The sequence below is a fragment of the Pararhodonellum marinum genome (assembly GCF_015354735.1).
Taxonomy (GTDB): domain Bacteria; phylum Bacteroidota; class Bacteroidia; order Cytophagales; family Cyclobacteriaceae; genus Pararhodonellum; species Pararhodonellum marinum.
Genome location: NZ_JACEFJ010000002.1, coordinates 712,053 through 737,986, shown reverse-complemented (window position 1 = coordinate 737,986; position 25,934 = coordinate 712,053). Strand labels below are relative to the sequence as shown.

Here is a 25,934-nt window from a genome sequence, read left to right as displayed (position 1 = left end):
TGCTGTAAATTAGAAACCGACATTTAGACCCAAAGACCATGTTCTGATGATCGGCGCCACATTCCAGTCTACACCAAAGCTTAGCTGACCTTGGAACTGATTAAGTTCTGGATCAAGTCCGGTATATCCTGTGAAAATAAATGGATTCTGAACTTGAGCAAAGAACCTTGCAGTTGAGATGGCTCCGTTGAAAGTGGAACTTAACCACTGGGAAGGCAATCTATAACCCAAAACAATGTTTTGAACCCTTACAAAATCCCCTTTTTCCACAAATCTTGAGTTGGAAGCGGAGGTTTGCCACATGTTTTGATCCTGACCAGAATACAATCTTGGAATGTCAGTGGTCTGTCCACTTTCTGTCCATCTGTTGAGGATATCTACGTGGTTATTGGAGAATCCCTGTCCTAAAAGGCCTCTGTAAGATTCATTCATGATGAAGTTCCCTCCACTGTATCTCAAGAAGATTTCTAAGTCGAAGTTATTATAAGAAAAGTTATTAGTCCATCCACCATACCATTTTGGAAGCGTATTTCCTAAGAAATCTTGGGTAGGTCCTCCTGCAGCAGCCGTAGAAACGTCACCAGGATTATTGGCATCGTAGGTTCTCCAGCCTAATGCACCTTGTTGTAAATTATACTGGATAACATCATCATTTCTCAAATAAAGCGGATTACCATTGGCAGCATTGACACCCATCCAGGTAAACCCATATAATTCAGCCATTGGCCTGCCTTCTTCGGTTCTATTGTAAGTACCGGTAATCGGGCTGATCAAATTGGTGACTTCGTTGGTAATGAAAGAGAAGTTAAAGTCGGTATTCCAAATAAAGTTGCCTCTCTCCATGACTTTAGCAAGTGCTCTTAACTCAAAACCTCTATTGATCAATGATCCTATGTTTTGTGAAATGCTATTTCCAGGTACACCCAAAGAGGAAGCAGTTGGCGCATTCAATACAAGGTCAGTCACATCATTGGTAAAGTAATCCAACATCAAGGTAACCTGACCTACGGTCATATCTAAACCTATGTTAAACTTAGCGGACCTTTCCCAGCCTAGGGCATTGTTGGCCACGTTGCTATACCCAATACCAGCTCCTGCACCGCCCAATACCGGGCCAAAACCCCCAGCGTAGGGAAAGGCTTGTCCATCAAGGATTTCCGTATTTCCTACTTCCGCGTAAGATGTCCTGATTTTCATATCAGAAATTACAGAGCTGTTAAAAAAGTTTTCGTCAGATATCCTCCATCCAACGGAACCTCCAAAGAACCAACCTCTTCTGTTGTCGGCTGGCAATTGAGACATCCCGTCATTTCTTGCCGTTACTGTAGCCAAATATTTGCCTCTGTAGCTATAATTTACCCTTCCGAAATAGGAATCAAATCCGATATCTGAGAATCCTCCCCCAGAAAACTGATTGTTGTAAGAACCAGAAATTAGGTTTCTTTGGATATAGAACCTGTCGGAGAAATCAGTGCCTTGAGCAGAGAAGTTATAGAAATTGGTATACTGGTACTCAGTACCTAGTGTTACGTTGAATGTATGGTCCTCTGCTACAATTTTTTGATAATTCAGCGTATTGGTCCAGTTCCATCTGAAAACAGGGGCCATTTGCATAAAAACAAACCCATTTGAACCTCTTCCATCTCCGTGTCTTGGATCGAGAGACTGAAAATCATCATTGAGTGTTAAGTCAATTCCAATTTGAGATCTTGCAGTTAAACCTTCGACAATATCCAATTCAGCAAATGTGGCACCATTAATTCTATGTACCCTGTTTCTGTAAATGTTATTGGTCAAGGCAAAGGCTACATTGGGAATGTTGTTATCAGGACCTACCAAATTCGGAGCAAATCCAGTTGTACTTCCATCAGGCTGTACATTGAATCCATCAAATGCTGTATTCTCAGAATCAAAAATGGGCACATTTGGGAGGTTTCTGGTTGCATTGTAAACTGCACCCGAAAGGGAATTTGCACCGTTGTTCAAGCCATTGATTTCAGTATAAGAATAAGCGGTGGTTGCTCCAATTCTTACTCTTCTTGAAATGTCATGGTCAATATTAGCTCTAAAAGAATATCTCTTTAAGTCATTGGCTATAATCGCAGATTCCTGATCGGTAAAACCGATGGAAAAGAAATATTTGGTTGCCTCAGATCCACCTCTGATTGAAAGGTTGTGTTGTTGGGCAAAACCATTTCTGAATATAAAATCCTGCCAGTTGGTGTTGACTCCAGATTGTACTGCATTTCCGGTACCTCCTGCGTTGGTTACCTTTTCGTTGGCAATGGTTACGAATTGGTCACCATTCAAAACCTGGAACCTATTGACTTCCTCATTGACACCCATGCTGACGTTGTAAGAAACCTGAGCTTTTCCGGTGGAACCTCTTTTGGTTGTTATCAAAATTACACCGTTTGCAGCTCTGGAACCAAAAATCGCCGTAGCTGATCCATCCTTCAAAACCTCGAATGACTCAATGTCAGCCGGGTTGATGTTTGCAAGAGGGTTGGATGCATTTACACTTGAACGATCACTGTCTACCAAAGGCACACCATCAATTACGATCAAAGGGTTCGCTCCTCCTGAAAGTGAATTGACGCCCCTAATTCTGATGATAGGCCTAGCACCCAAAATACCACTTGGCGTGGTAATCTGAACACCTGGTGCCCTACCTGCCAATTGAGATTCAAAGGAAGGTGTCACCAAGTTTTCAATGGCGGCATTGTCAATAGAAGTAACTGAACCAGTCACCTCTCTTCTTTCTTGTGTTCCATACCCAACTACTACCACTTCGCTGAGGGTCTTGACATCAGGTGCCAATAGTACATCTACTACTGTACGGTTTCCGATGGCAACTTCCTGGGTTAAGTATCCCACAAAGCTAAATACCAAAGCAGTGGAGCCATCCGGTACATTGACCGAATACGTTCCGTCTAAGTCAGTGATGGCACCGACTGTCGATCCTTTAACCTGGACATTGACACCTGGTACGCCATCCGGTTCATCAGTGGATGTGACGCGTCCAGTTACAGTCCTACTTTGCGCCACTACGGAAAAAACCGTGATCAGTGTCAACGCAAAGCCTAGTAAAACTTTCTTCATACGTTTGTCTTTAAGTTTTTTTAACAGTATTAATAATGCAATTATGACTACTTTTATTAATAAAAGCAAGGTAATTGAATAAAAGGGAAACCATTTTTGAAGGCAAATAAATGGGTTTGGTTAAATTCAGAAGCCTGTTTGACCATTTTTTGGTACTTAATTTTAAATACGGTAAATAATTAACCCATTTCTTCGATATTTCTTAATTTATTTTAATTCAATTAAAGTAAATTGATTCTAAACCTTATTTTATTTTGAAACCGTAATTAAGATCGCTTAATAAAAAAAAAGTTTTTACTGAAAATTTAAAAATTATTTATTTTCAAATTACCCAGATTAGCCATTTCCCAAATTATATCCTTTAAATTGAAGGAGAGAAGATGCAATCAATTAGTTTTAAGAAGATCCATCGAAGTAAAAAAAAATGAAAATTTAATGAAAAAAATAATCTAATCTGGGTCTAAATTGAAACGGAATTAAAAATTAAAAATTTGAAAAATATAGAAACCAAATAAATTAGATGAAAAAATCCCATTTTTAGCGCATTATTTTTATATTCAGCAAGAAATTAAAAAGCATATTTTTGAAATACAATGATAAGAAAAATTAATGATCATTTTACCCACTCAATTTAAATGTTTTCCAAATCTCCCAAATGCGTTCCTTTCTTTTAAGAAGTGTAATTTTGTTCACCCACATTGACGTAGAATATTCCATATCTTTTACCATTTCCAAGACAGGTTGAAAGTCCCTGGTTTTTAAATCCCTGTATGCTACTGTCATGTGTGGCTTAAAAATTTGATCGCTCATTTCTCTATTGAGCAATAATTTTGTCTTACATATATGGGACACCTCCTTTTGTAGACTTATCAATTGAGGTTCATTTTTCACACTTAAGTAAACAACCCGATTGCCAAAATGTCCCACCCCTTCCAAAACCAGTTCAAAGGCAGGCTTATCTACAAAAAATTGCTCCAGGGTAACCATTAGCTTTTGCTCTCTTCTCTCATCCCATGTAAAGGGCATCTTTAAGGTGATATGTGGTGGGGAGTTTAATGCATACTTGGCATTGAATTTCTCCCTGATTTCCAATTTGATGCGGTTTACAGCTTCACGAATTTCCGCTTCGGGCACCACAGCGATAAAATATTTGGCAGGCATTTTTGGCATCTACAGGTCAAAATTCAGAAATAATTCATTTAATAAAAAAGTATTGGTCATTTTAAAACCATGTTGGTTACAAAAGAATATTCTTGAATTTATTTCAAAGCAAGTCTAAAAAAAGTAACTTGAGGTAAAAATCCAGAAAAACGACATGGCAAAAACTTTTAAAGTGATGGTAGGCCTTGACCTGACTGAAATGGATGAAATTCTTATCCAAAAAATTGTGGCTCTCGCCCCAATCATTGATATTTCCAACATTTATTTTGTCCATGTGGCCAGCGACCTCACTTTGCCCAAGGAAATCACAGAGGCCTATCCTGACTTGATGGCACCGGTGGATGAAGCCATTCGTAAAGACCTTTCCAGTAAAATCGCCAAGCATGATATCCCTACAAATGTCAGCTGGGAGGTCAGTGTAAAGGAAGGCAATTCCGTAGATACCATATTACGGTGGGCCAAAATCAAGGATGTTGATTTTATGGTGGTCGGAAGAAAGGAAAGCTTGGAAGGCAGTGGATCCTTGTCCAAAAGTCTGGCTAGAAAAGCCCCCTGTTCAGTAATCTTTCTTACTGAAAAGGCGCCCGCCAAAGCACCTGAAAAGATTCTGGTACCCATAGACTTTTCCACCTACACCAAATTGACGCTTGAATTTGCCCAGCATATAGCAAACAAACTGAATGGCACTGTACAATGTATCCACATCTATGAAGTACCGATCGGCTACCACAAGACAGGCAAAAGCTTCGAAGAATTTGCGAAAATCATGAAAGGGAATGCAGAAAAGGAATACCACAGATTCATTCAAAAAAATAAACTTCCGGAATATCCGTGTGAATTTTTATTGAAAGAAAATGGTAATGTGGCCCGTTTTATCCTCAAACTTGCCAAAGAGCATAAAAACGACCTTATCATCATGGGCAGCAGGGGAAGAACGGATTCTGCGGCTGTGCTATTGGGCAGTATGGCGGAAAAACTGATTGAAATCAATAATCTGACCCCTATGGTCATTTTCAAAAAGAAAGGGGAGACCATGGGCTTCTTTGAGGCACTGATGAAGTTGTAAACGGTTATTAGTAAAGTCAATTTCCTAACATCCACCCATTATCTATATCTATCACCTTTAAGCAGCATCCATAGTAATTGCAATAAACATTCCTTCGAGTCAACTTATCCTCAACCTTCTCCCTTTTCAATCCATCCGCCACCCAAAGCACGGTAAAGTTTGACCTGCGATTGCAGCTGATTGGTTTTGATTTCTACTAACTCAATCTCAGCTTGAAGGGCTCTGCTTTGGGCATTAAGCACTTCAAGATAATTTGCATACCCAACTGAAAACAAGGTATTGGAATTATCCACAGACCTTTTTTGTACTTCCACTTCATAAATTTTTAGCTGCAACTGCTCATCATACATTTTGAAATCATTTACCCACTGCAAAATCTCCAGATAACTTTTTAGCACGGTCTGCTCATAATCCAACAAAGCAATTTTTTGAGAAGCCTTGGCACCTTCAAATTCCGCTCGGATCTGATTCCTGTGAAAAACCGGTGCCATCAACCCCGCTCCAATTTGATAGACTGTGGATCCTGGAGTAAGGAATAGCCTGCTGAAATCAAATGCATTGAAACCTGCCATTCCCATAAGATTGAAGGAAGGAAAAAATGCAGCTCTAGCGGCATTGATGTCCGCACTTGTGGCCAATAAATTTTGTTCGGCCATCCTTATATCTGGGCGGTAAATCAATAAATCAGAGGGTAGTCCCAATTCCAGCAATTCTGGATCTTGAAAAGCCTCCTCCATCTTTAACCGTTGGATCTCATCTACAAATGTTCCCAATAAAGTACTTAAGTAAAGCTCAATAGTTCTGATTTCCCTCTTTTTTTCGACTGCCAATGCCTTAGAATTGAGCATCAGGGCCTCAAATTGATCCACTGCAAGCTGGGTTTCTTTTCCTGAAAACTTAAGGTCTTTAGATAGATTGACTGCCAATTCCTGTAACCTGATGTTATCATTCAGAATCCGAAGTTCTTCGTCCAAACCAATGAGCTGGTAATATCCCATGGCTATTTCAGCAATCAACCAAGTCTTGATATTGTTAGCCATTTCTTCAGAAGCAAGGTATCTTTTGGCGGCAGCCAATTTTCGGTTTCTTAATTTCCCCCACACATCGATTTCCCATTGAAAATCTGCACCAATAAAGAAATCTCTATAGGGATCAGGAATTTTTTTGTCTTCAGGAACTGTGGGGGAAAGATTGGAATCTGCATTTCCTATACCATCCATGGTATATTCCCCGAATTTCCTGGTGGATGCTCCGGCTATCCCACTTACCGTTGGTAATAGTCCGCCTTTGGCCATAGATAATTGAGCCCTTGCCAAGTTAATGCTCTGCAATGCTTTTAAGTTGTCTTGGTTTTTATCTAACCCTATACGGACCAATTTTTTGAGATTTTCGTCCTCAAAGAACATGTCCCAATTGAGCAGTGCAGCCGAAGGCTGACTTGGAATCTGAGATTGCTCGAATTCCAGAGGTATTTCAGATGCTTGAATGAGGGTATTTTTGGGAACTTGACAAGCAACCGCAAAAACCCAAATCGACAAGACACAAATTGGAAGCTTATTTTTTATTTTAGCGATCATGCTTTCACTTTTTGAGATTCGTCAGCCTTTCTTTTGAACTTGGTAGCCAGGGTTTCGAATACAACATAGAGACCCGGGATAAGGATTACCCCGACCAGGGTTCCAATTAACATGCCTCCAGCTGCCGCTGTACCGATCGTCCTATTTCCAATAGCTCCCGCTCCTGATGCAAAAGCCAGAGGAATCAAACCTGAAATAAAAGCAAAAGAAGTCATTAAAATCGGCCTTAACCTTTCCACACCTCCATTGATTGCGCTTTGCAGAATGGACAAGCCCTTTGCTCGGTTTTGGATGGCAATTTCGATAATCAAAATGGCATTTTTCCCCAAAAGCCCTATCAGCATGACCAAGGAGACCTGTGCATAAATGTTGTTTTCTAACCCGGCAAGCTTGAGAAACAAAAACGACCCAAAAATCCCGGCAGGGAGAGACAGTAAAACCGGAAGAGGTAAGAAGTAACTTTCATATTGAGCCGCTAAAAGAAGATAAACAAAGACTAGTGACAACAAGAAAATATAAACCGCCTGATTTCCTGAGGCGATTTGCTCGCGGGTAATCCCTGACCAATCGATGTCAAACCCCCTCGGTAGGATTTTAATTGCTGTTTCTTCGACCGCTTTGATCGCATCACCGGAAGAAAAGCCATCCGCAGCATCACCTGTGACAAGGGCTGAAGTAAACATGTTGTACCGGGTCAGCTGCTCCGGGCCAAACACCTTCTCCAAGGATAAAAAATTGGAGTATGGCACCATTTGCCCCCTTTCATTCTTGGCATACATTTCCAATATTCCCTCCGGATTGGTCCTAAATTCCGGAGAAGCCTGAATCATAACCTTGTACATTTGCCCGTACCTGATAAAGTTAGAGGAATAATAACTCCCCACATAACTTTGTAGGGTTTCCATAGACTGATTTACCGATATACCTAGTTTGGCTGCCTTATCATGGTCCACATGCAAAACATATTGAGGGAAATTAGGCTCAAAATTAGTAGATACTTCCTTGAGCTCCTGCCTCTGATTAAGTTCTTCTACAAATTTAGCCGTTACTTGTGCCATGACAGCTAAATCACCTCCTGTTCTGTCCTGAAGCCTCAATTCAAAGCCTGAGGCATTTCCAAATCCTGGTACCGGTGGTGGAGAAAAAAATTGGATCTCTGCACCTTTGATATGTTCCGTTCTGGCCTGATAACTTTGAATCAATTCATTTACATCCTTATCCCGATCATTCCATCCGACTAAATTGATCATACCCATACCATAGGAGGCTCCAGCCGTTTCGGTCATTAGGGAATAACCTGCCAAGGTGGAAACCGACTCTACCTCCTCCAATGGCAACAGACTGGCTTGAATCTGATCCATCACATCCCTTGTTCTTTCCACAGTGGCACCAGGTGGCGTGGTTGCATTGACATAAATCATTCCTTGGTCTTCATTGGGAATAAATCCAGTAGGCAAAATGGCTATGCCACCATAGGTGAGAGCCAGAAAAAGGATCAATACCCCAAAAGTAAAGATCTGTTTTGCCGCCACTTTGTCCAAAACCATGGCATATTTTGATGAAAGGGCCTCATATTTTTGATTGAACCCATTAAAAAATCTGTCCATCCAACCATTTTTTCCACTATGTTCTACATCTGAAGGCCTTAACAAGAGACTGCAAAGTGCGGGAGAAAGGGTGAGGGCATTGATTCCCGATATGACAATGGCAATGGCCAAAGTCAGTGAAAACTGTCTGTAAAATATTCCCACAGGCCCAGAAAGGAAACTTACAGGTACAAAAACAGCTGACATGACTAAAGTAATGGCCACAATGGCACCCCCGATTTCTTTCATAGCGGCAATGGTGGCATCGGTCGCGTTCATTCTGTCCCTATGCATTTTGACATGAACCGCCTCTACTACGACAATGGCGTTATCCACCACAATGCCTATGGAAAGTACCAAGGCAAACAGGGTCAATAGATTGATAGAAAAGCCAAACAATTGAATAAAAAAGAGGGTGCCTATCAAAGATACAGGAACAGCTATCGCTGGTATCAAGGTAGATCGGAAATCCTGGAGAAAAATGAATACGACCAAAGAAACCAAAAGGAAAGCTTCGATCAAAGTTTTGATCACCTCAAAAATGGAGGCATCCAAAAACCGGGAAACATCATAGGAAACTCCGTAACTCACTCCTGGAGGAAATGAAGATTCCTCCAACTCTTCCATTTTGTCTTTAATATTTTTAATGACTTCCCGGGCATTGGACCCAGGTCGTTGTTTGATCATGATGGAGGCTGAGGGCTTGCCGTCAGTCATGGAGACCATGCTGTACTCCAAAGCATCAAACTCGACATCAGCGACATCTCTAAGTTTGAGTAGGGAGCCATCCGGCAGCGCTTTCAAAGTTATGTTTTCGTAATCCGATTCTTGATTGAACTTTCCAGTGTATTTCAATACATATTGAATAGCCTGTGGATCCCTATCGGAAGATATCCCTGATTTTCCTGGTGCTGCCTCTACATTTTGGGATCTGATAGCTTCTGTCACATCCTGTGGAGACAGGTTATAGGCGACCAAACGGTCTGGTTTGAGCCAGATCCGCATGGCATAATCTTTAAAACCCATGATTTGGGCGAAACCCACCCCATCTATTCGTTTTAGTTCAGGTAAAATGTTTATATCAGCAAAATTGTAAACAAACTTTTCATCCTGGCTAGTATCTGAGGTTACCAGGTTTAGGTAAAGCAACATAGAATTCACTTCTTTTTCTGCTTGAACACCCGCACGAATTACCTCTTCCGGCAATTCATCCAATACTGTGGCAACCCTATTTTGTACATTCACAGCAGCTTGGTCTGCATCAGTACCGACTTCAAAAACAATATTGATCAGGGTAATCCCATCATTGGTATTTACCGAGGTCATGTAAGTCATCCCTGGAACGCCATTAATGGCCCGCTCCAATGGGGTAGCCACGGCTTTGGCCAAAACGTCTGCGTTGGCTCCTGTATACCGGGCAGTTACCGTGACAGAAGGCGGAACGATTTCAGGGAATTGTGTTATGGGCAAAGAGGTCAGCGCCAATAAACCCAACAAGGTAATGAAGACGGAAATAACGGTGGAAAGTATCGGCCTTCTGATGAAAATCTCTAGCATAATTATCTCTAAGGATTAATTTAATACTTCTAAAGAATCATATGCCTCGGATTCAGAAACCGCAACTGGAGCGATCTCCATCCCGTCTTTGGCCTGTTGAATACCTTCATAGAGTATCCTGTCCCCTTCTTCAAAATCGTCTGAAACATAATAGACACCAAATCTCTGAATAGGTCTAAAGCTTCGAACCCGAACTTTGTTGTTCTCATCGAGAAGATAAACATAAGTATAGTCCTGAATTTCAAATGTTGATTTTTGTGGAATAAGAAATACATTTTCCATTTCAGAAGTCATTAGGATTTTTCCGGTAGCACCATGTTTGATCAATTGATCGGGGTTTGGAAATCTGACTCGGAAAGCCAAAGACCCCGTTCCCTTTTCAAAATCTGCATCCATGGTTTCCAGCTTACCCTTGAAAGGATATTGTTCCCCGTCTGCTAAGATTAAGCTAAGTTCTTCACTCATTCCATCTGCTTCACCTTCCAGTTTTGCACGCATATATTGCAGATATTCATTTTCTGTCACTTTGTAATAAGCAAAAATTTCTGAAATGTCAGTGATGTTGGTCAACAAATCTCCTGCTGTGACCAAACTCCCTTTCTTATAGGGTATTCGATCCACAATCCCATCAAATGGTGCTTTGATGCTGGTGTAAGAAAGGCCCGTCCTCGCATTTTTCAGCATAGCCTCCGCTTCCGCAATGGTCGATTCTGCCACAGCCTTTTTGGACTTGGCCAAATCAAGTTCAGATGCTGTAATGATGTTTTTATCAACCAGAATTTGTAACCGTTCTACTTCAAGTTGGGCAGCTTTGGACTCTGCCTTTGCCTGCATGTATTTGGCATTGGCAGAATTCACCAGTTCATTGAATTCCGCAGAGGTCAATTGGAATAAAACATCACCTTTTTTAACAGGCTGACCTTCATCCACATAAATCTGCTCCACATAGCCTTCCACCTTAGCCAGTACTTCAACAAACTGTACGGCCTGAAGATCACATACATATGTTTTTGGAACATCGATGGATTTCGGTTTCAGCTCTAAAATCGGAATATTGATCAAGCTGATCTTTTGATTTTCTTTACTGTTTCCCGTACTGCAGGATTGGAAAACTCCCATTGACAGAAATAGGATCAAAGTAGCCATCAGAGCGCCTCCAATTCGATAGAAAGCACCCGAAGCCATAGAAATGCCTTTAGGTTTCATTTGAATAAATAAATAGTTAAAATTCGCTTAGATAAGGGTATTTTGGGCTATTTAAGCGATTCAAGCTTACTAATAAAAACGACTGAAAAAATCAAGGTGCATTGACCAGGACCGAATACCCTGTCAAATAAATTTGTTTGTTAAATACAATGGTATCGTAAACTTTTAGCAAAGGAATTTCTAAGGAAGAAACCTGAAAAAAGAGCAATAAAGAATCTACCACTTTGACCACCTCTGCCCGATCGATCTTTTGCGAATGAGTATTAAGAGGTCTTGAGATGGAGGTTGGGAAATCCACATAATCAAAATCAATTTCCGCTACCTCAACCTCTTGAATAACAGACTTATCTACTTTTCCCTCAAAACCATCAAAAATGATCAATACCAAAAGAAAGGAAGCCAAAAATATGGCTATACTTCCCATAGTAGTACTGAATTTGTTCTGAAGGTTACCGATCATGGCACAAAATTAAGGCAAATTTTAATATTAAATCAATAGGTTTTAGATTATTTTATTATGAAGACTGAATCCCAATAGACCTTATCTTTTTTGTTTAAATTTCTCCTTTTAGATCTTCTTAAGGTTGAAAGATTTTAGCTTTCTTTTTCATGATTGATTCAATTTTCTCATCAATTGCTATGCCAATGATTGAATTTTAAAAAGTTGACTTTATTCCGTGCAGTTCTTACAGATTTCGATTTGGCTTCTGTCTTTGAGCAACTGGGTCCTAAATTGCTGATAGGTCTCATTTCGCCATATGTCCATAAGCCTGGAATGCCGTAAATTTCCCATTTCATGACTGGCATCCTTGTCAAAGCAGCAAGGGACCATTTTGCCGTCCCAAGTGACCACTGCCCCTTTCCACATGCGCCAACATCGATTGCTGATCTTCCTTTTTAAAGCCCATTTCCCGTTTTCAACATGTTTATACCTAGAATACCTTAAGTTTTCAGGGATCAAATCAGAACCATTTTCATAACCATAAATCTGGGCAGTCTTCAGCTCCAACCCATCTACCTTCCATGCTTTGGCCAAATTTTTTATGGCTGGAATTTGGTGTTCATTTTTGCCGGTAACAAGAAACTGGAGAATCACCTGAGGGAAAACTGCCCCATGTTGATCCCGAATCCGGATCAATTCGCTGACTCCATTCTTGACTTTCTCGAAATTACCTCCTATCCGGTACGTCTCATAGGTATCCTGCGTAGTACCGTCCACTGAGACGATCAAATGCCTAAGTCCAGAGTCTATGGTTTTCTGGATGTTTTCCTGGGTTAGGTAGTGGGCATTGGTCGATGACGAGGTATAAATTTTTAATTTGTTGGCATAGGCCACCATATCCAAAAAATAGGGATTGAGATAAGGTTCTCCTTGAAAATAAAGGTGAAGAAAAGTGAGGTGCTTCGCTGATTCGCGGATGACTTGCTGATAATGACTCATCTGCAACATCCCGGTAGGTCTGCTGAAACTACGCAAACCGCTTGGGCATTCGGGGCACCTCAGGTTACAACTAGTAGTAGGCTCGAAAGAAAGCACGGCAGGATTTCCCAGCATCATTGGCCTTCCCATCAACCTACTCATGTGAAAACTTAAATAAAGCAAGCCATAATTCAACAGTTTCCCTATGGTCAGAAACTGTAAAAAAGCCCACCCTTGTATCCACTTGCTTTTCATCAAAGAAAGATACTTCAAAAAAGCCTAACCAAAAAAAATGGCCGGGACAAAGCCCAGCCATTTCAATTTAGAATATTTATACTTTTTAATCCTCAGCAGGAGGTAGCAATACACTGTCGATCACGTGAATCACACCATTGGTGGCGTGTACATTTAGCAGTCCGGGTATCAGCCCAGATTCATTGATTTCCAGATCAGCAAGATTAACCGTCAGGATTTGATCTTCCAATAGAGTGGGTAACTCAGCACCTTCTCTTAGGTCCTGAGAGAAAGCTCTGGCAGGCACTACATGGTAAAGCAACACGTCAGTCAACAATTCCAAAGGAATATCATCCACTCCGTCTACTTCCAAAGCCTCATAAAGTGCTTCAAACGCAGCATCGGTAGGTGCAAAAACAGTTAAGTTATCTTCAAACCCACCAGAGACCGCATCTACCAAACCAGCTCTGGTCAAAGCAGCAACCAATTGAGTAAACTGAGGCTCGTCACCAGTGGTAAATCCAACCGCGATTTCTGCAATAGACTGAGTAGGAGACGTAATTACATAATCTATGGTGTGAATGATTCCATTATCCGCCATCAAATCTACTGCTGTAATTTGCGCATTTCCGTTGATAAAAATACCACCATCTGGATCCACGCTGACAAAGAAAGGATTATCCGTCAGGTTGGTGACTGAACCTGCCTCAACAGCAGAAGAGGGCACTTCACCCGCTACTACGTGGTAGGATAAAATATCAGCCAGCATGGGTGAGGCCAATATTTCTTCGGCAGTCAAATTATTGTCCTCCAAAAATGCTGTAAAGGCCGCATCAGTAGGGGCAAATATCGTGAAAGGTCCACCATCATTTAAAGTTTCAGCTAAACCAGCTGCTGTAGCAGCAGCGAGTAGTGTATTGAATCCATTTTCTTCCAATACATCTACTAGGGTGTTGTCTTCTGGATCAGGATCTGGAGCGGCAGGGGGCATCAAAACCTCATCTATTCCGTGAATTACACCATTGGTGGCCACAATATTCCTCAATACTAAACCTGCAGAGCCATTAATGGTAATCACATCTATATTGTTCTGAAAGGTCAAAGACTCATTGGCCAACAAGGTAGGTAGGGTACCGGAAGGAATTTCACTTACTGTCCTTCGACCTGATATCACATGATATTGTAATATTCTTGCAAGTTGATCTACTGGGATGTCATTCACACTGGTAATTCCCGCATCTGCAAAAGCTTGATTGGTAGGCCCAAAAACGGTAAATGGTCCCGGTCCTGCCAGTGCTTCTGCCAAACCAGCCCTTTGGATGGCCTGAACCAAAATTGAAAATTCACTTATCCCCTGTGCCGTCTGCACGATATTTTGTGGAGTAGGCGGAGTTGGGGTTTCAAACACATGGCAAGCGGTCATCAGAACGAATCCCATCAAGGCAACGAAGGAATACGTTTTGTTTTTAAAATGGGTCATTGATTTTTTCATATGCTATGGATGGTTTAGTTGATTAATGATTAGATATAAACCTTGGATCAAGATTAAAGTTTAAAATATCGAGAAGAAAATGAGTTATAAAAAGCACAAACGAACTTGTTTAAGCAACGAAATTAACAAAAACATTGATCAAATTTACCAAGCAGCCATTTTTTTTTCCTTTTGACTGGTTTAATGAGGTTGTTTTTCAGTGTTTTGTCCCAAACCGATTTTAGTAAAAAATTCAAACCAATCCTGATGAAAATTCTTGGCCATAGGATCTTTATCAATGGTTTCTTTTGATTTCAATCTGTTCTTTGGTATTCCTAAACATTCAGTATTCCCTTGACATCATTCGTCCACTCTTCAATTAGTAGGTTTAAAGATGCCCATTATTCCGGACGGTCCTACCAGCATTTGCCCAAGCTGACTTTAATTTAAAGGTCTTAAAAAGTGTACCTTTCCCGAATATGGTTATTTTTGGATTTCTAAAGATTACTTCATGAATCAAATGTTAAAATACGTTTTCCTCTTTCTTTTGCTCATAACGGCCTGCAAAAAACAAGAAAAGCCTTGTACACTGTCAGACGAAATCCTGATGACGCCTTTGAATTTAGAAATTGAAAGGATGGAAATCTTGTTTTTTGATTCTGTAGACCAAGATCTGGATTTGTTTCTGGAGGACCATGGGGTTTTTGTAAGAGACTTTTTGCAGGAAAGCGCTTATGAAAATAGGGATGAACTGCTTGAAGAACTTAATTACATGCGGACAGACGAGTCTTTTCAGGAATTATATGGAGAAGTAATGACCCATTTTTCTGACATCAGCGAAATTGAAAGAGATCTGGAAAATGCATTTAGATACATAAAATATTATTATCCTGAATTTAAAGTTCCCAGGGTATACACTTTCGTTAGCGGATTCAGTTCAGATATTTTTATCAACGAAGAAATCCTGGTCATCGGGCTGGACTATTTTTTGCCAGCCAGCCACCGCTTTCAGCCCACGGATTTGCCCCAATACATTGCAGAGAGGTATCAAAAGGATTATCTAGTGCCCAATATCGTCATGGCCATTTCATCTCGGTTTAACAAAAGTGACCTGAAAGATAAAACCCTTTTGGCTGAAATGATTTATTATGGGAAAGCTTACCACTTTACCAAATCCATCCTCCCTTGTGTCAAGGACGAATACATCATTGGGTATACCAATGAAGAAATCATGGCCTGCTATGCCAACGAGGAAATGATTTGGACTCATTTTATTGAAAATGAACTTTTGTTTATCACCAATCCATTCGATGTAAGGAAATACACCGGCGAAGCTCCTTTTACAGATGCCATCAGTCCTGATGCACCAGGTAGAATTGGAAGGTGGCTAGGCTGGAACATTGTAGATGATTATCGCTTCAATAAAAACGTCACCCTACAAGAGTTGATGGCCGATACGGACGCAGATAAGATTTTCAGGCAATCAGGATATAAACCTCGTCTTTAAAACCTGGCTTAAAGGAAGCAGGATCCAAAATATGGAGGGTTTTCATAATGGCCGTTTCCTTATCAAAGTAATGGACAGCCAATTCCCTTGCTTTCTTTTGCATTTCTTGTAATTGTCCGGGGGACTGAATAAAGGACTGCATGGACTTAATGGCTTTTTCAGGGACAGCTGGATCAGCAAAAAGGCCTACTCCGTTTTTGGAAACCAAATCGTACACCCAACCTTTGTGGTTGACCAGTACCGGCAATCCCATGGCCAAGGCATCAAAGAATTTGTTGGGACTGTTGGTTTTCAATACTGGGAGGTGTTCAAAAGAAATGTAGGCCATGTCAGAAAGGGATAATATCTCCTTGACTTTTTGCTTGTTGCCAAAAGAAATGAATTTTACATTGTCCAATCCTTCATTTGATGATTTAGCCTTCAGTTCCTTTTCCAAAGCCCCTTTTCCCATGATCACAAACTGGCATGAATATCCCATCTTTTGGGATGATTTAGCCAATCCCAACAAATCCTGAAGGGCATTGACCCTACCTAAAGCGCCCGTGTAAGTAATGGTGAAAACAGGCTTCAATCCAAATTTATCCAGCAAGGCTTTGCTTTTCCCTGTGGGGGTGAAAAAGTTGGTGTCGGAAAAGTTAGGAACAAGGTAAACCGGCGTTTGGTGTGCTTTAAGCTTGATGTGGTTTTTAATACCAGGTGAAAGGGCCACAATTTTGAGCGCATGCTGGTAGATTTTTTCTTCCAGACGATAAAGACTTTTTTTTACCCAAGCCTGTCTTATTACCCCTACTTGTATCGGAGCTTCAGGCCATAGGTCTCTTACTTCAAAAATATAAGGCAAGGCAAATTTTCTTTTGGCCCATAATCCGATAATCCCGGTGGTCAGCGGTGTAGAGGTGATGTACAACAAGTCAGGTCTAGGAATTTTTTTTATCAACTTTTTGGATTCCCTGACGAATTTCAGAAAAGCGAAAGACCGTTTTAAAAAGCCAAATTCGTGCTCATACCTGACTGGTAAATAATGAACTTTAATGCCTTCAATGACCCGGTAATCATAATCGGGTGAATTATGGGCCGTAATCATTTCCACTTCTATCCCAGCTTCCACCATCCCTTTGGCCAGATGATAAGAGCGAATCGCTCCTCCTTGCTCAGGTGTTAAAAAGTATTGATGGATGTAAATGACCCTTTTCATAGATGGTGGTATTCCAACCAAGACCCCAAAACAAACAAATTCCAAATGGCCAAATAATCTGTTTTGATTCGGGATTCGGCATTTTGGATCAAATTAAGCATTTCCTCTGGAAAATCCTGACCATGCTTCTGTTCGAAGCGCCGGAGCGTCTCCAGTATGGTTTTCCTGAACGTTGGGTGGTCCCTCATCCAATCCTTCAATGGTAACCCAAAACCCATTTTTTTGCGTTTGGTAACGGCTTCCATCCCTGACGCATTCAGTAATCCATTTAGCCATTCTTTAGGGCCGAGGTTGAGGTGTTGGTCTTCAGAAAGGCTTAGGCTCATTTCCACCAAAGGCTGATCCAGATAAGGTGCCCTCCCTTCTATGCCATGACTCATGCAGGCGTTGTCGTGGATTTTAAGCACATCGTGGATCAGATAATAACTTCTGTCCCACTCTAAGGCAGCCTTGTAGGGAGGAAGTTGTTTTGGATAAAAATGAGAGAATGCATTTAACTTTGATTTGGGGATTTGATACAGTGAGGAAAAATTGATGTAAGTCGCCATTTTATCATTATCCAATCCATCCAAAAACTTTCTGCCAGCCCTTGACCAAGTCGGCACCCAATTCTTAAACCTGATTAGAAATTTGCTCAAATGGGGATGCTTTAGGTACCATTTGTATGCCTTATGCCTGTTATAGCCGCCAAACAACTCATCAGCACCGGCCCCACTGATCAAAACTTTTACATAGGGCTTGGCTGACATGGCCAATTTCCAAGTCAAAAATCCCGCACTGTCACCAATGGGTTGATCCAAATGGACAATATAATTCTGCCATTGCTCCATGACAAGTTCAGGGGTAACTGTGATTTCATGGTGTGCACAATGGTACTTTTCTGCTACCGTTTTTGCATATCTGGCATCTTTGGAATTTCTTTGGTACTTCTTTTCAAATCCTATGGTAAATGTGTGTAAAGGTACTTGGGTCTGCTGCATCCATGTCTGCAGTAAAAGCGTACTATCCACTCCTCCACTCAATATTATTCCAACAGGAACATCCGCATGAAAATGTTTCAGCACTGCATCTGTTAACATTTCCCTGAAATCGTTCTGGCTTGGCAGTTTAATTGGCCTTTTGAATATCTCGAGGTAAAATTGATTGAGGATATCCCCTTTGTAGTCCAGTAACATAACTTTTCCTGGTAGCCACTGAAAGATGTTTTGAAAAAAAGTTTCCTCAGGAAAAGTATGCCGTGAATAAAAATAAGGCAAAAACTGAGCGCTTTCCAACTTTTTCCTATAAAGACCAGCGGCCAAAATACCTTTGGTTTCGGAGGAGAAGAGCCAGGTTCCATCGGATTCCCAGTAATAAAGTGGTTTTTTCCCATAGGGATCTCTACCCACGATAATGGTTTGGTCTTCTTGGTCTACAAATACGAAAGCAAACATACCCTGTAACTTGGAGACTCCCTTTTGTCCAAATACCCTCAGCCAATTTACCAGCACTTCCGAGTCAGATTGGGTCTCGAAAACAATACCTTGGTCGAGTAATTCATTCCTGAGGTCTTGGTAATTGTATAGTGCACCGTTCCATACCAAAATCCCTTTACCGTCTTTCGAAAAAACCGGTTGGTTGGCAATGTCCCTTAAGTCAAGAATCTTGAGCCTGTTACCAGCCAGCCAGACTCCTTGGTCCACCTTGATCCAATCTGATTGATCAGGACCTCGGTGACGGGTAGCCTCCATCATTTGCTGGATGGCCAGTTCACCGTTATCTCGGTTGTTCAATACCAAATTGATACCACACATGGCTTACTTTCTTCCTGCCTCAGTTCCCACAAATTCCTCCAAAATATTTAGTCTGTTTTTTTCGAAGAACCTGCAAAAATGGGTGATGGAACATTCTGGGCATTTGGGTTTTCTGGCAAGGCATACATATCTGCCATGGAGAATGAGCCAGTGATGCGCTTTATGGATGTGTTGTTTGGGAATGTGTTTGATCAATTGCTTTTCCACCTCCAATGGCGTTTTAGCGTTCATTGCCACCAATCCGAGCCTTTTTGAAACCCTAAATACATGGGTATCTACTGCCATGTTGGGTTGATTCCAAACCACTGAGGTGATCACGTTGGCTGTTTTCCTGCCAACCCCTGGTAATTTGGTTAGCTCCTCCACGGTTGAGGGCACTTCTCCGTTAAATTCATTCATCAGCATTTTGCCCAACCCTAACAGGTGTTTGGTTTTGTTGTTGGGATAGGAAACTGATTTAATATATGGAAATAGCTCATCAAAGTCAGCCGTGGCCAAGTGGGCCGCAGTAGGAAAATCACGGAAAAGGGCTGGAGTAACCATATTGATCCGCTTATCGGTACATTGGGCTGAAAGGACTACTGCTACCAGCAACTGAAAGGGATCCTCATATTGCAGTTCAGTCTCTGCGACGGGCATGTGGGTTTCAAAGTGTTCTATGAAAGCTCGGTATCTATCTTTTTTCAACATAGGTAATGTATTTCTTCGCTGAGGACCTTAATGATGATTATCATGCTACTTGCCAAGGCCAAAAATGATGGTTTTGGCTACTGCTTTAATGATAACGTAGTCAGGCAAAAATTGATTGAATTAATCAGTTTTAATCACTTCTTGATAAATTTTTCCCGGAAGATGGTATTTTATTTGCTCCTTTGCTATCCAAACTTATATTTAAGACAAAATTAAACTTTATGCTTATTAGATCAAGTAGATGCCTCCTTTATGCATTTTTTCTAATTTTTATTGGCGCTTCTTGTAGTTCAGACGAACAGATTCCTTTAGATCCCAACAGGGAAGTTTTTTGGGAGGATGTAGCTTATGGGGAAGACGAGAGACAGGTGATGGATGTTTTGCTCCCAGCCAATAGAAATAGGCAATCCACCAAAATACTGATCTGGATCCACAGCGGGGGCTGGATTAACGGAGACAAGCGGGAATTTGAAGCACAAAGGGATTGGCTAAAACTCCAATTGCCAGACTATGCCATGATCGCGTTCAATTACCGTCTTTTTGATTTCAATACCAATGCCAATCGTTTTCCCACCCAAGAAAACGATATCAGGGAAGCGGTGGATTTTGTACTTTCCAAAAGTGATGAATGGAATATATCAGGTGATATGGTTCTGGCAGGTGCCAGTTCGGGAGGGCATTTGGCGCTGTTGCAAGCTTACAAACATAACCAAGCCAAACGAATAAAAGGAGCAATTGCCTACTTCCCTCCCAGCAACTTGGAAGCACTCTTTACTTATAATTCCTTTACTGCACTGGGATTGGCCACTATATTGGGAGGTACACCCGATCAGGTTCCTGATTTGTATCAGCGTTCCAGCCCATTTCATTTTGTGGGTTCAGACAGCCCTCCTACACTTTTGTTGCATGGAAGTGAAGACCTCGTAGTTCCGGTCTCTCAAAGTATCAGCTTACAAGAAAAGCTGATCCAAGAACAAGTGATGCATGAGGCCTACATTATTGAGGGGCAAGGCCATGGATTTGATGAGGAGGTCCTGATAGAATCTTTAGACACAGTGATCCAATTTATTCAGTCCAATGTGCCATAGCTCGAGATTGAGCATCCAAGAGAAGATGGCACGCTTAGGTTCACTTTACTTTTTCATCATCCTTCAAGGGAGATTGTAAAACCCTACCAAAAAGGCTGATTTTTCTTTAAATATTTACCCACACTATAGTGCCTTATGAATAGACTGGCCAAAAAAAAACCGAAGATCCTGTTATGCAAACCTGATCTTCGGGTGAACCTTATTGTAAGGTTATGAAACGCTTTGTAATCCGGTAGATTTAAACCTCTTTTTGATGGCTCTTACTACTTTTTCAGATGGATGGAGGATGATTTGATTGATGTGTTCAATTGTGCTCAGCATATCAAGATAATCTTGCATCAGAGAACTGTTCTCTCGCAAGGCCTGCACTAAATTATCACTCTCCCCATCATTCATTTCCTGATAAATATACCTTATCAGGTCATTTTGGGTAAAAGATTTTGTCATAGGCTACATTTATTTGTTTCAGTTTTTTCCTCATGTTGATCAACGCATACCTCATGCGTCCCAGAGCGGTATTGATACTCACCCCTGTTTGTTCAGCAATTTCCTGAAAACTCAAATCCATATAATGCCTCATAATAAGGACCTCTTTTTGGGATTCAGGCAATCCTTCTATCAATTGCTTGACCAAGTCATGGGTCTCTTCTTTGACCCTTTGGTCTTCTATGGTTTCCTCAGAAAATTTCAACGTGTTGAAAATGTTGCCCCCATCCTCCATGACAATGGTGGGATAGCGCTTCATTTTCCTGAAATGATCAATGGCCAAGTTATGGGCGATTCGCATCAACCAAGGCTGAAACTTACCCTCTTCATTATAACCGTCAGCATTTAAAGTATGTACTACTTTCACGAAAACATCTTGTAACAGGTCTTCGGCAACGCCTCTATCTTTGACAATCATATAAATTGTCGTATACACTTTGGATTTGTACTTATCAACCAGCGCTTCAAAGGCAACTTCACTTCCGTTTCTATACTGATTGATCAGTTCACTGTCCTTAGGTCCTACCCTCTTACTCATAAATAATTGACTTTTAAATAACGTAGAGGTTTATGCCATATTGTGAAATATTTTAGAATGAAACATATCTGTATATTCAAATGTATCAAAATCCAGCATATCAAGCAATCAATCCAAAAATTTTTTTCCTATTCCTTCCTTGAAAAAACAAATTAAACGAAAAACGTATTTTGAAAATTCAAAAAATATAGAATAAAATACTGTTTTAAGTATTTATTGTGAAAAAAATAAAACAAATCAAGTGCCAAAAAAAATTAACTCACTTTAAAAAAACGTAATATATCAAATTATGTTATCTCATATATTGGATTTTTATGACAAAAGAACCTAAATCACATTCCATACTGTTATACTTTATTGTCAACAAATTACCATATACGCTGTTCTCTTGATAACTTTGCGCGTCATGAATGAAATCCAAGAATCGAAGGTAAAAAATTGGGAAGATCTAGATCCTAAACAATTCATTATCATTAAAAATGCGAAGGTCAATAACTTAAAAAACCTGAGTGTAGCCATTCCAAGGAATAAATTAATTGTTGTAACAGGTCTTTCCGGATCTGGAAAATCTTCATTGGCTTTTGACACCCTCTTTGCAGAAGGACAAAGGATGTATGTAGAAAGCTTGAGTTCATACGCCAGACAATTCTTGGGCAGGATGGAAAAACCTGATGTGGAATACATCAAAGGCATTTCGCCAGCCATTGCCATTCAACAAAAAGTGACCTCCAAAAACCCTAGATCAACAGTAGGAACCACGACCGAAATTTATGATTATTTAAAGCTTTTTTTCAGCAGGATAGGTCGTACTTTCTCCCCCATAAGTGGCGAAGAAGTGAAACACCACACTGTAACGGATGTGGTGGATTACATTCATGGATTTGAAGAAGGAGAGAAAGTAATGATCAGCTGTCCGCTACAGGTAGCAGACCATCGGAACATCACCCAAGAACTTGAAGTTTTGCTGGGAAAAGGGTTTTCCAGGATCATGATCAATGGCGAGGCTTACTTTGTAGAAGACCTTTTGGCTAATGGGGAAGTACCAGATGGAAATATGGACATCCTGATCGATCGGGCTGTTGTCAGGATGGAAGATGAGGACAATCTATTCCGAATATCAGACTCCGTTCAGACTGCTTTCTTTGAAGGTCATGGGGACTGTCACATCATTGTCCCAGATAAGGCAGAAAAAACCTTTTCAGATAGATTTGAGCTAGACGGGATTAGTTTTGAATTGCCCAGTGTAAATTTCTTTACCTTCAATAATCCTTACGGTGCCTGCAAAACCTGTGAGGGTTTCGGATCTGTATTGGGAATAGATCCCGATTTGGTGATACCAGACAAATCCATGTCAATTTACGAAGGGGCCATCGCTCCCTGGCGTGGGGAAACTACCCGTAAATGGCTGGAACCACTATTAAAAAACGGCATTCGTTTCGATTTTCCTATCCATAGACCTTATGAGGATTTGGATGAGGCGCACCAATCACTTTTATGGGATGGCAATGAGTATTTTAAAGGTTTGAATGAATTTTTTGCCCACCTTCAAAGTAAAACCCATAAAATCCAATATCGGGTCATGTTGTCCAGATTTAGGGGAAGAACAACCTGTCCTGATTGTAAAGGCACCCGATTAAGAAAAGACGCCAATTATGTAAAAGTAGACGGGAAATCCATTACCGATGTGGTGTTAATGCCATTGGATAAGGCCCTTTCTTTTTTTCAGCACATCAACCTAACCCCCGAGGAGCAAAAAATTGCCAACCGCTTGCTCAAGGAAATCATCAATAGGCTGGAGTATATGGAAAAGGTAGGCTTGGGTTATCTGACCCTCAATCGCCTTACTTCTTCTCTCTCAGGCGGGGAATATCAGCGCATCAAACTGGCCACCTCACTGGGAAGTGCCTTGGTGGGATCTATGTATATATTGGATGAACCAAGTATTGGACTTCATCCAAGAGATACAGATCGACTTATCGTGGTGTTGAATGCTTTACGGGATTTGGGAAATACAGTGATAGTGGTAGAACATGAGGAAAAAATCATGAAAGCTGCAGATCAAATTCTGGACATCGGGCCAGAAGCCGGTGTGCATGGTGGTGAATTGGTTTTCCAGGGAAGCCTTGAAGAACTCTTGATAGCCGGGAATTCTTACACAGCACAATACTTAAAGGGAGAGGAGCATATCAACCTGAAGAAACGAAACAGGAAGTGGAAAGACAGCATCCTGATCAAGGGGGCGCGGGAAAACAACCTCAAAAACCTTCAAGTGAAGATCCCTCTGCATACCCTTACCGTTGTGACAGGGGTGAGCGGTTCCGGTAAATCAACTTTGATCAAAAAGGTGCTGTATCCAGCCTTAGGCAAAGTGTATGGTAACATCATAGATGAAACTGGCAAATATGACCGACTAGAAGGGGATTACAAGTCGATCACCCAGGTGGAATTTGTGGATCAAAACCCCATCGGGAAGTCAAGCCGATCCAATCCAGTCACCTATGTGAAAGCCTATGATGCCATCAGAAGCCTATATTCGGAACTTCCTCTTTCCAAACAAAGAGGTTACAAACCAGCTTTTTTCAGCTTCAACGTAGATGGAGGAAGATGCGAGGCCTGTCAAGGCGAGGGAACCCAGAAAATTGAGATGCAGTTTATGGCTGACATTTTCCTTACCTGTGAATCCTGTAAAGGAAAAAGGTTTAAAAATGAGATCTTGGATGTAAAATACCAAGACAAAGACATTTCAGATATCCTAGATATGACCATTGACGAAGCTTTGGAATTCTTCAAAAACAAATCTGCCATCACCCATAAACTGATGCCCTTGCAGGAAGTAGGATTGGGTTACATTGGCATGGGCCAATCTTCCAACACACTCAGCGGGGGAGAAGCCCAAAGGGTCAAGTTGGCCTCCTTTTTGGGGAAAAACAACAACAAAGGACAGGACCATATTCTCTTTATATTTGACGAACCAACCACAGGACTCCATTTTCACGACATTAAAAAACTCCTGTATTCGATCAATGCGCTCATTGAGCAAGGCCATTCGGTCATCATTATCGAGCACAATACCGAGGTGATCAAATCTGCTGACTGGGTAATCGATTTAGGCCCGGAAGGAGGAGAAAATGGTGGACAAATTACTTTTGAGGGCACGCCGGAAGACTTGAAAACCATTCCAGACAACCATACGGCCAAATACTTACGTGAATCTATGATGAGCTGATTTTTTGTAGATTTTATTATAATTTAACCTAACCTCCTAACTATCAAGATCGAAACAACACATGTATTGTCTAAAAAAGGGCATTAAAGACCGTTTAGGCCATTTATTTGGTTAGCCGAATCCACGAAAAGTTCAAACAATTTTTGAGAGGATTATTAAATCAAACTTTCATGTATTATCTTTAAATGTCAGAGATGGGATTCCCAATGGAAGGAGAGCATAAATCCGATTTTATTTTGCTTTTCGCTTCTTATCTGATATTCACCTTTCATCCATGCATGTAATTTTACAGAAATGACATTTGAAATAATACCATCTATATGGATTATTAACGGGAAATGTGTCCGGTTAAAAAGAGGAGATTTTTCGACTGAAGAAGTGATCTCTCACAATCCCCTGGCCATTGCCCAAGCTTTTGAAGATAATGGGATCAAAAGACTCCATCTTGTAGACCTCGATGGAGCCAGAAGAGGAGAACCCAAAAACTACCATATCTTAGAAACCATCTCGGGATACACCAACTTATCGGTGGACTTTACTGGCGGAGTGACTACAGACGGTGATGTGATCAAATGTTTTGAACATGGTGCCAAAACCATTACTGCAGCATCAGTGGCTGCCAAATCTCCAGAAAAATTTACCCAATGGATGGTCTCCTATGGTAGAGAAAAGATTAATCTTGCTGCCGATACCAATCCTGCAGACCATAAGATAAAAATAAAAGGATGGCTTAAAAAAACGGATATAGATCTCTTCGAACACATTGAATACTTTTATGATCGAGGGCTGAAATATCTGAAATGTTCTGATGTATCCAGAGACGGTGTTATGGAAGGACCGAATCTGGAACTGTACAAAGAAGTGCTGGAAAGATTTCCCAGCCTTAATCTAATTGCAAGTGGCGGAGTGAGAAATACCGATGACTTCAAAAAATTGAAAGAAATAGGTGTTAGGGGAGTCGTATTCGGGAAAGCCTTTTATGAAGGGAAAATTAAATTAGAAGAGTTAAAAGAATTTGCCTAAATAAAATT

The 25,934-nt window shown here is 40.9% G+C and carries 18 protein-coding genes; 5 read left to right on the top strand and 13 right to left on the bottom strand.

Translation table 11 applies throughout. The features are described from left to right. Positions 1-9 precede the first annotated feature (9 nt). Both H1A14_RS06965 and thpR read right to left on the bottom strand, forming a co-directional pair. Positions 10-3,102 (bottom strand): SusC/RagA family TonB-linked outer membrane protein, encoded by a 3,093-nt coding sequence (locus H1A14_RS06965; protein WP_194775487.1) that lies wholly within the window; start codon positions 3,100-3,102, stop codon positions 10-12. Between the two features lie 618 nt (positions 3,103-3,720). After that, a complete protein-coding gene (thpR, locus tag H1A14_RS06960; protein WP_194775486.1) occupies positions 3,721-4,263 on the bottom strand; it encodes an RNA 2',3'-cyclic phosphodiesterase in 543 nt (180 codons plus the stop codon). Positions 4,264-4,417: 154 nt separating this feature from the next. Here thpR and H1A14_RS06955 point away from each other — a divergent pair, with 154 nt between their 5' ends. Further along, on the top strand, positions 4,418-5,329 hold the full coding sequence (locus H1A14_RS06955) for a universal stress protein (RefSeq protein WP_194775485.1): 912 nt from the start codon (positions 4,418-4,420) through the stop codon (positions 5,327-5,329). Positions 5,330-5,439: 110 nt separating this feature from the next. On the opposite strand, the gene H1A14_RS06950 is transcribed toward H1A14_RS06955, so the two are convergent. The 6 genes from H1A14_RS06950 to H1A14_RS06925 form a co-directional block, all read right to left on the bottom strand. Beyond that, complete coding sequence (locus H1A14_RS06950; protein WP_194775484.1) at positions 5,440-6,906, bottom strand: efflux transporter outer membrane subunit; 1,467 nt, start codon at positions 6,904-6,906, stop codon at positions 5,440-5,442. Further along, the gene (locus H1A14_RS06945) at positions 6,903-10,049 is read right to left on the bottom strand and encodes an efflux RND transporter permease subunit (RefSeq protein ID WP_194775483.1); all 3,147 of its coding nucleotides are present in this window, start codon (positions 10,047-10,049) and stop codon (positions 6,903-6,905) included. Before H1A14_RS06945 ends, H1A14_RS06950 begins: the two co-directional genes overlap by 4 nt. Positions 10,050-10,064: 15 nt before the next feature. Next, positions 10,065-11,168, bottom strand: a complete 1,104-nt coding sequence (locus tag H1A14_RS06940; RefSeq protein WP_228527657.1) for an efflux RND transporter periplasmic adaptor subunit — start codon at positions 11,166-11,168, stop codon at positions 10,065-10,067. A gap of 178 nt (positions 11,169-11,346) precedes the next feature. Beyond that, the gene (locus H1A14_RS06935) at positions 11,347-11,715 is read right to left on the bottom strand and encodes a hypothetical protein (protein ID WP_194775482.1); all 369 of its coding nucleotides are present in this window, start codon (positions 11,713-11,715) and stop codon (positions 11,347-11,349) included. A 210-nt stretch (positions 11,716-11,925) separates the two neighbouring features. Continuing rightward, positions 11,926-12,930 carry a radical SAM/SPASM domain-containing protein gene (locus H1A14_RS06930; RefSeq protein WP_194775481.1) on the bottom strand — a complete coding sequence of 335 codons (1,005 nt, stop codon included), beginning with the start codon at positions 12,928-12,930 and terminating at the stop codon, positions 11,926-11,928. An 85-nt stretch (positions 12,931-13,015) separates the two neighbouring features. Further along, positions 13,016-14,401, bottom strand: coding sequence for a fasciclin domain-containing protein (locus tag H1A14_RS06925; protein WP_194775480.1), 1,386 nt, complete (start codon positions 14,399-14,401; stop codon positions 13,016-13,018). Positions 14,402-14,891: 490 nt separating this feature from the next. On the opposite strand from H1A14_RS06925, the gene gldB reads away from it, so the two are divergent. After that, the gene (gldB, locus tag H1A14_RS06920; protein ID WP_449406496.1) at positions 14,892-15,887 is read left to right on the top strand and encodes a gliding motility lipoprotein GldB; all 996 of its coding nucleotides are present in this window, start codon (positions 14,892-14,894) and stop codon (positions 15,885-15,887) included. On the opposite strand, the gene H1A14_RS06915 is transcribed toward gldB, so the two are convergent. From H1A14_RS06915 to nth, 3 genes are read right to left on the bottom strand one after another with little or no spacing between them, the layout of a single operon-like run. Continuing rightward, the gene (locus tag H1A14_RS06915) at positions 15,856-17,082 is read right to left on the bottom strand and encodes a glycosyltransferase family 4 protein (RefSeq protein ID WP_194775478.1); all 1,227 of its coding nucleotides are present in this window, start codon (positions 17,080-17,082) and stop codon (positions 15,856-15,858) included. The two genes, gldB and H1A14_RS06915, sit on opposite strands and share 32 nt — an antisense overlap. Continuing rightward, complete coding sequence (asnB, locus tag H1A14_RS06910; RefSeq protein ID WP_194775477.1) at positions 17,079-18,875, bottom strand: asparagine synthase (glutamine-hydrolyzing); 1,797 nt, start codon at positions 18,873-18,875, stop codon at positions 17,079-17,081. Before asnB ends, H1A14_RS06915 begins: the two co-directional genes overlap by 4 nt. Before the next feature lie 3 nt (positions 18,876-18,878). Then, positions 18,879-19,565 (bottom strand): endonuclease III, encoded by a 687-nt coding sequence (gene nth / locus H1A14_RS06905; RefSeq protein ID WP_194775476.1) that lies wholly within the window; start codon positions 19,563-19,565, stop codon positions 18,879-18,881. 221 nt (positions 19,566-19,786) lie between these two features. Between nth and H1A14_RS06900 the strand changes: the two genes are divergently transcribed. After that, complete coding sequence (locus H1A14_RS06900; RefSeq protein WP_194775475.1) at positions 19,787-20,653, top strand: alpha/beta hydrolase; 867 nt, start codon at positions 19,787-19,789, stop codon at positions 20,651-20,653. Between the two features lie 210 nt (positions 20,654-20,863). Here the strand turns inward: H1A14_RS06900 and H1A14_RS06895 are convergent, their stop codons facing one another. Continuing rightward, complete coding sequence (locus H1A14_RS06895; RefSeq protein WP_194775474.1) at positions 20,864-21,100, bottom strand: hypothetical protein; 237 nt, start codon at positions 21,098-21,100, stop codon at positions 20,864-20,866. Then, a complete protein-coding gene (locus tag H1A14_RS06890; RefSeq protein ID WP_194775473.1) occupies positions 21,075-21,677 on the bottom strand; it encodes an RNA polymerase sigma factor in 603 nt (200 codons plus the stop codon). Before H1A14_RS06890 ends, H1A14_RS06895 begins: the two co-directional genes overlap by 26 nt. A 406-nt stretch (positions 21,678-22,083) precedes the next feature. Here H1A14_RS06890 and uvrA point away from each other — a divergent pair, with 406 nt between their 5' ends. Both uvrA and H1A14_RS06880 read left to right on the top strand, forming a co-directional pair. Beyond that, positions 22,084-24,903 (top strand): excinuclease ABC subunit UvrA, encoded by a 2,820-nt coding sequence (uvrA, locus tag H1A14_RS06885; protein WP_194775472.1) that lies wholly within the window; start codon positions 22,084-22,086, stop codon positions 24,901-24,903. A 294-nt stretch (positions 24,904-25,197) separates the two neighbouring features. Continuing rightward, entirely contained in the window at positions 25,198-25,926 is a 729-nt protein-coding gene (locus H1A14_RS06880; protein ID WP_194775471.1) for a 1-(5-phosphoribosyl)-5-[(5-phosphoribosylamino)methylideneamino]imidazole-4-carboxamide isomerase, read from the top strand. Positions 25,927-25,934 lie beyond the last annotated feature (8 nt).

Bases quoted from the DNA above. Each gene is read 5' to 3' on its own strand.
- H1A14_RS06950 (WP_194775484.1), bottom strand. From the start codon at position 6,906: ATGATCGCTAAAATAAAAAATAAGCTTCCAATTTGTGTCTTGTCGATT.
- asnB (WP_194775477.1), bottom strand. From the start codon at position 18,875: ATGTGTGGTATCAATTTGGTATTGAACAACCGAGATAACGGTGAACTG.
- H1A14_RS06955 (WP_194775485.1), top strand. From the start codon at position 4,418: ATGGCAAAAACTTTTAAAGTGATGGTAGGCCTTGACCTGACTGAAATG.
- H1A14_RS06965 (WP_194775487.1), bottom strand. From the start codon at position 3,102: ATGAAGAAAGTTTTACTAGGCTTTGCGTTGACACTGATCACGGTTTTT.
- H1A14_RS06940 (WP_228527657.1), bottom strand. From the start codon at position 11,168: ATGGGAGTTTTCCAATCCTGCAGTACGGGAAACAGTAAAGAAAATCAA.
- thpR (WP_194775486.1), bottom strand. From the start codon at position 4,263: ATGCCTGCCAAATATTTTATCGCTGTGGTGCCCGAAGCGGAAATTCGT.
- H1A14_RS06935 (WP_194775482.1), bottom strand. From the start codon at position 11,715: ATGATCGGTAACCTTCAGAACAAATTCAGTACTACTATGGGAAGTATA.
- H1A14_RS06880 (WP_194775471.1), top strand. From the start codon at position 25,198: ATGACATTTGAAATAATACCATCTATATGGATTATTAACGGGAAATGT.
- H1A14_RS06895 (WP_194775474.1), bottom strand. From the start codon at position 21,100: ATGACAAAATCTTTTACCCAAAATGACCTGATAAGGTATATTTATCAG.
- H1A14_RS06945 (WP_194775483.1), bottom strand. From the start codon at position 10,049: ATGCTAGAGATTTTCATCAGAAGGCCGATACTTTCCACCGTTATTTCC.
- H1A14_RS06930 (WP_194775481.1), bottom strand. From the start codon at position 12,930: ATGAAAAGCAAGTGGATACAAGGGTGGGCTTTTTTACAGTTTCTGACC.
- H1A14_RS06925 (WP_194775480.1), bottom strand. From the start codon at position 14,401: ATGAAAAAATCAATGACCCATTTTAAAAACAAAACGTATTCCTTCGTT.
- H1A14_RS06900 (WP_194775475.1), top strand. From the start codon at position 19,787: ATGCTTATTAGATCAAGTAGATGCCTCCTTTATGCATTTTTTCTAATT.
- uvrA (WP_194775472.1), top strand. From the start codon at position 22,084: ATGAATGAAATCCAAGAATCGAAGGTAAAAAATTGGGAAGATCTAGAT.
- gldB (WP_449406496.1), top strand. From the start codon at position 14,892: ATGAATCAAATGTTAAAATACGTTTTCCTCTTTCTTTTGCTCATAACG.
- H1A14_RS06915 (WP_194775478.1), bottom strand. From the start codon at position 17,082: ATGAAAAGGGTCATTTACATCCATCAATACTTTTTAACACCTGAGCAA.
- H1A14_RS06890 (WP_194775473.1), bottom strand. From the start codon at position 21,677: ATGAGTAAGAGGGTAGGACCTAAGGACAGTGAACTGATCAATCAGTAT.
- nth (WP_194775476.1), bottom strand. From the start codon at position 19,565: ATGTTGAAAAAAGATAGATACCGAGCTTTCATAGAACACTTTGAAACC.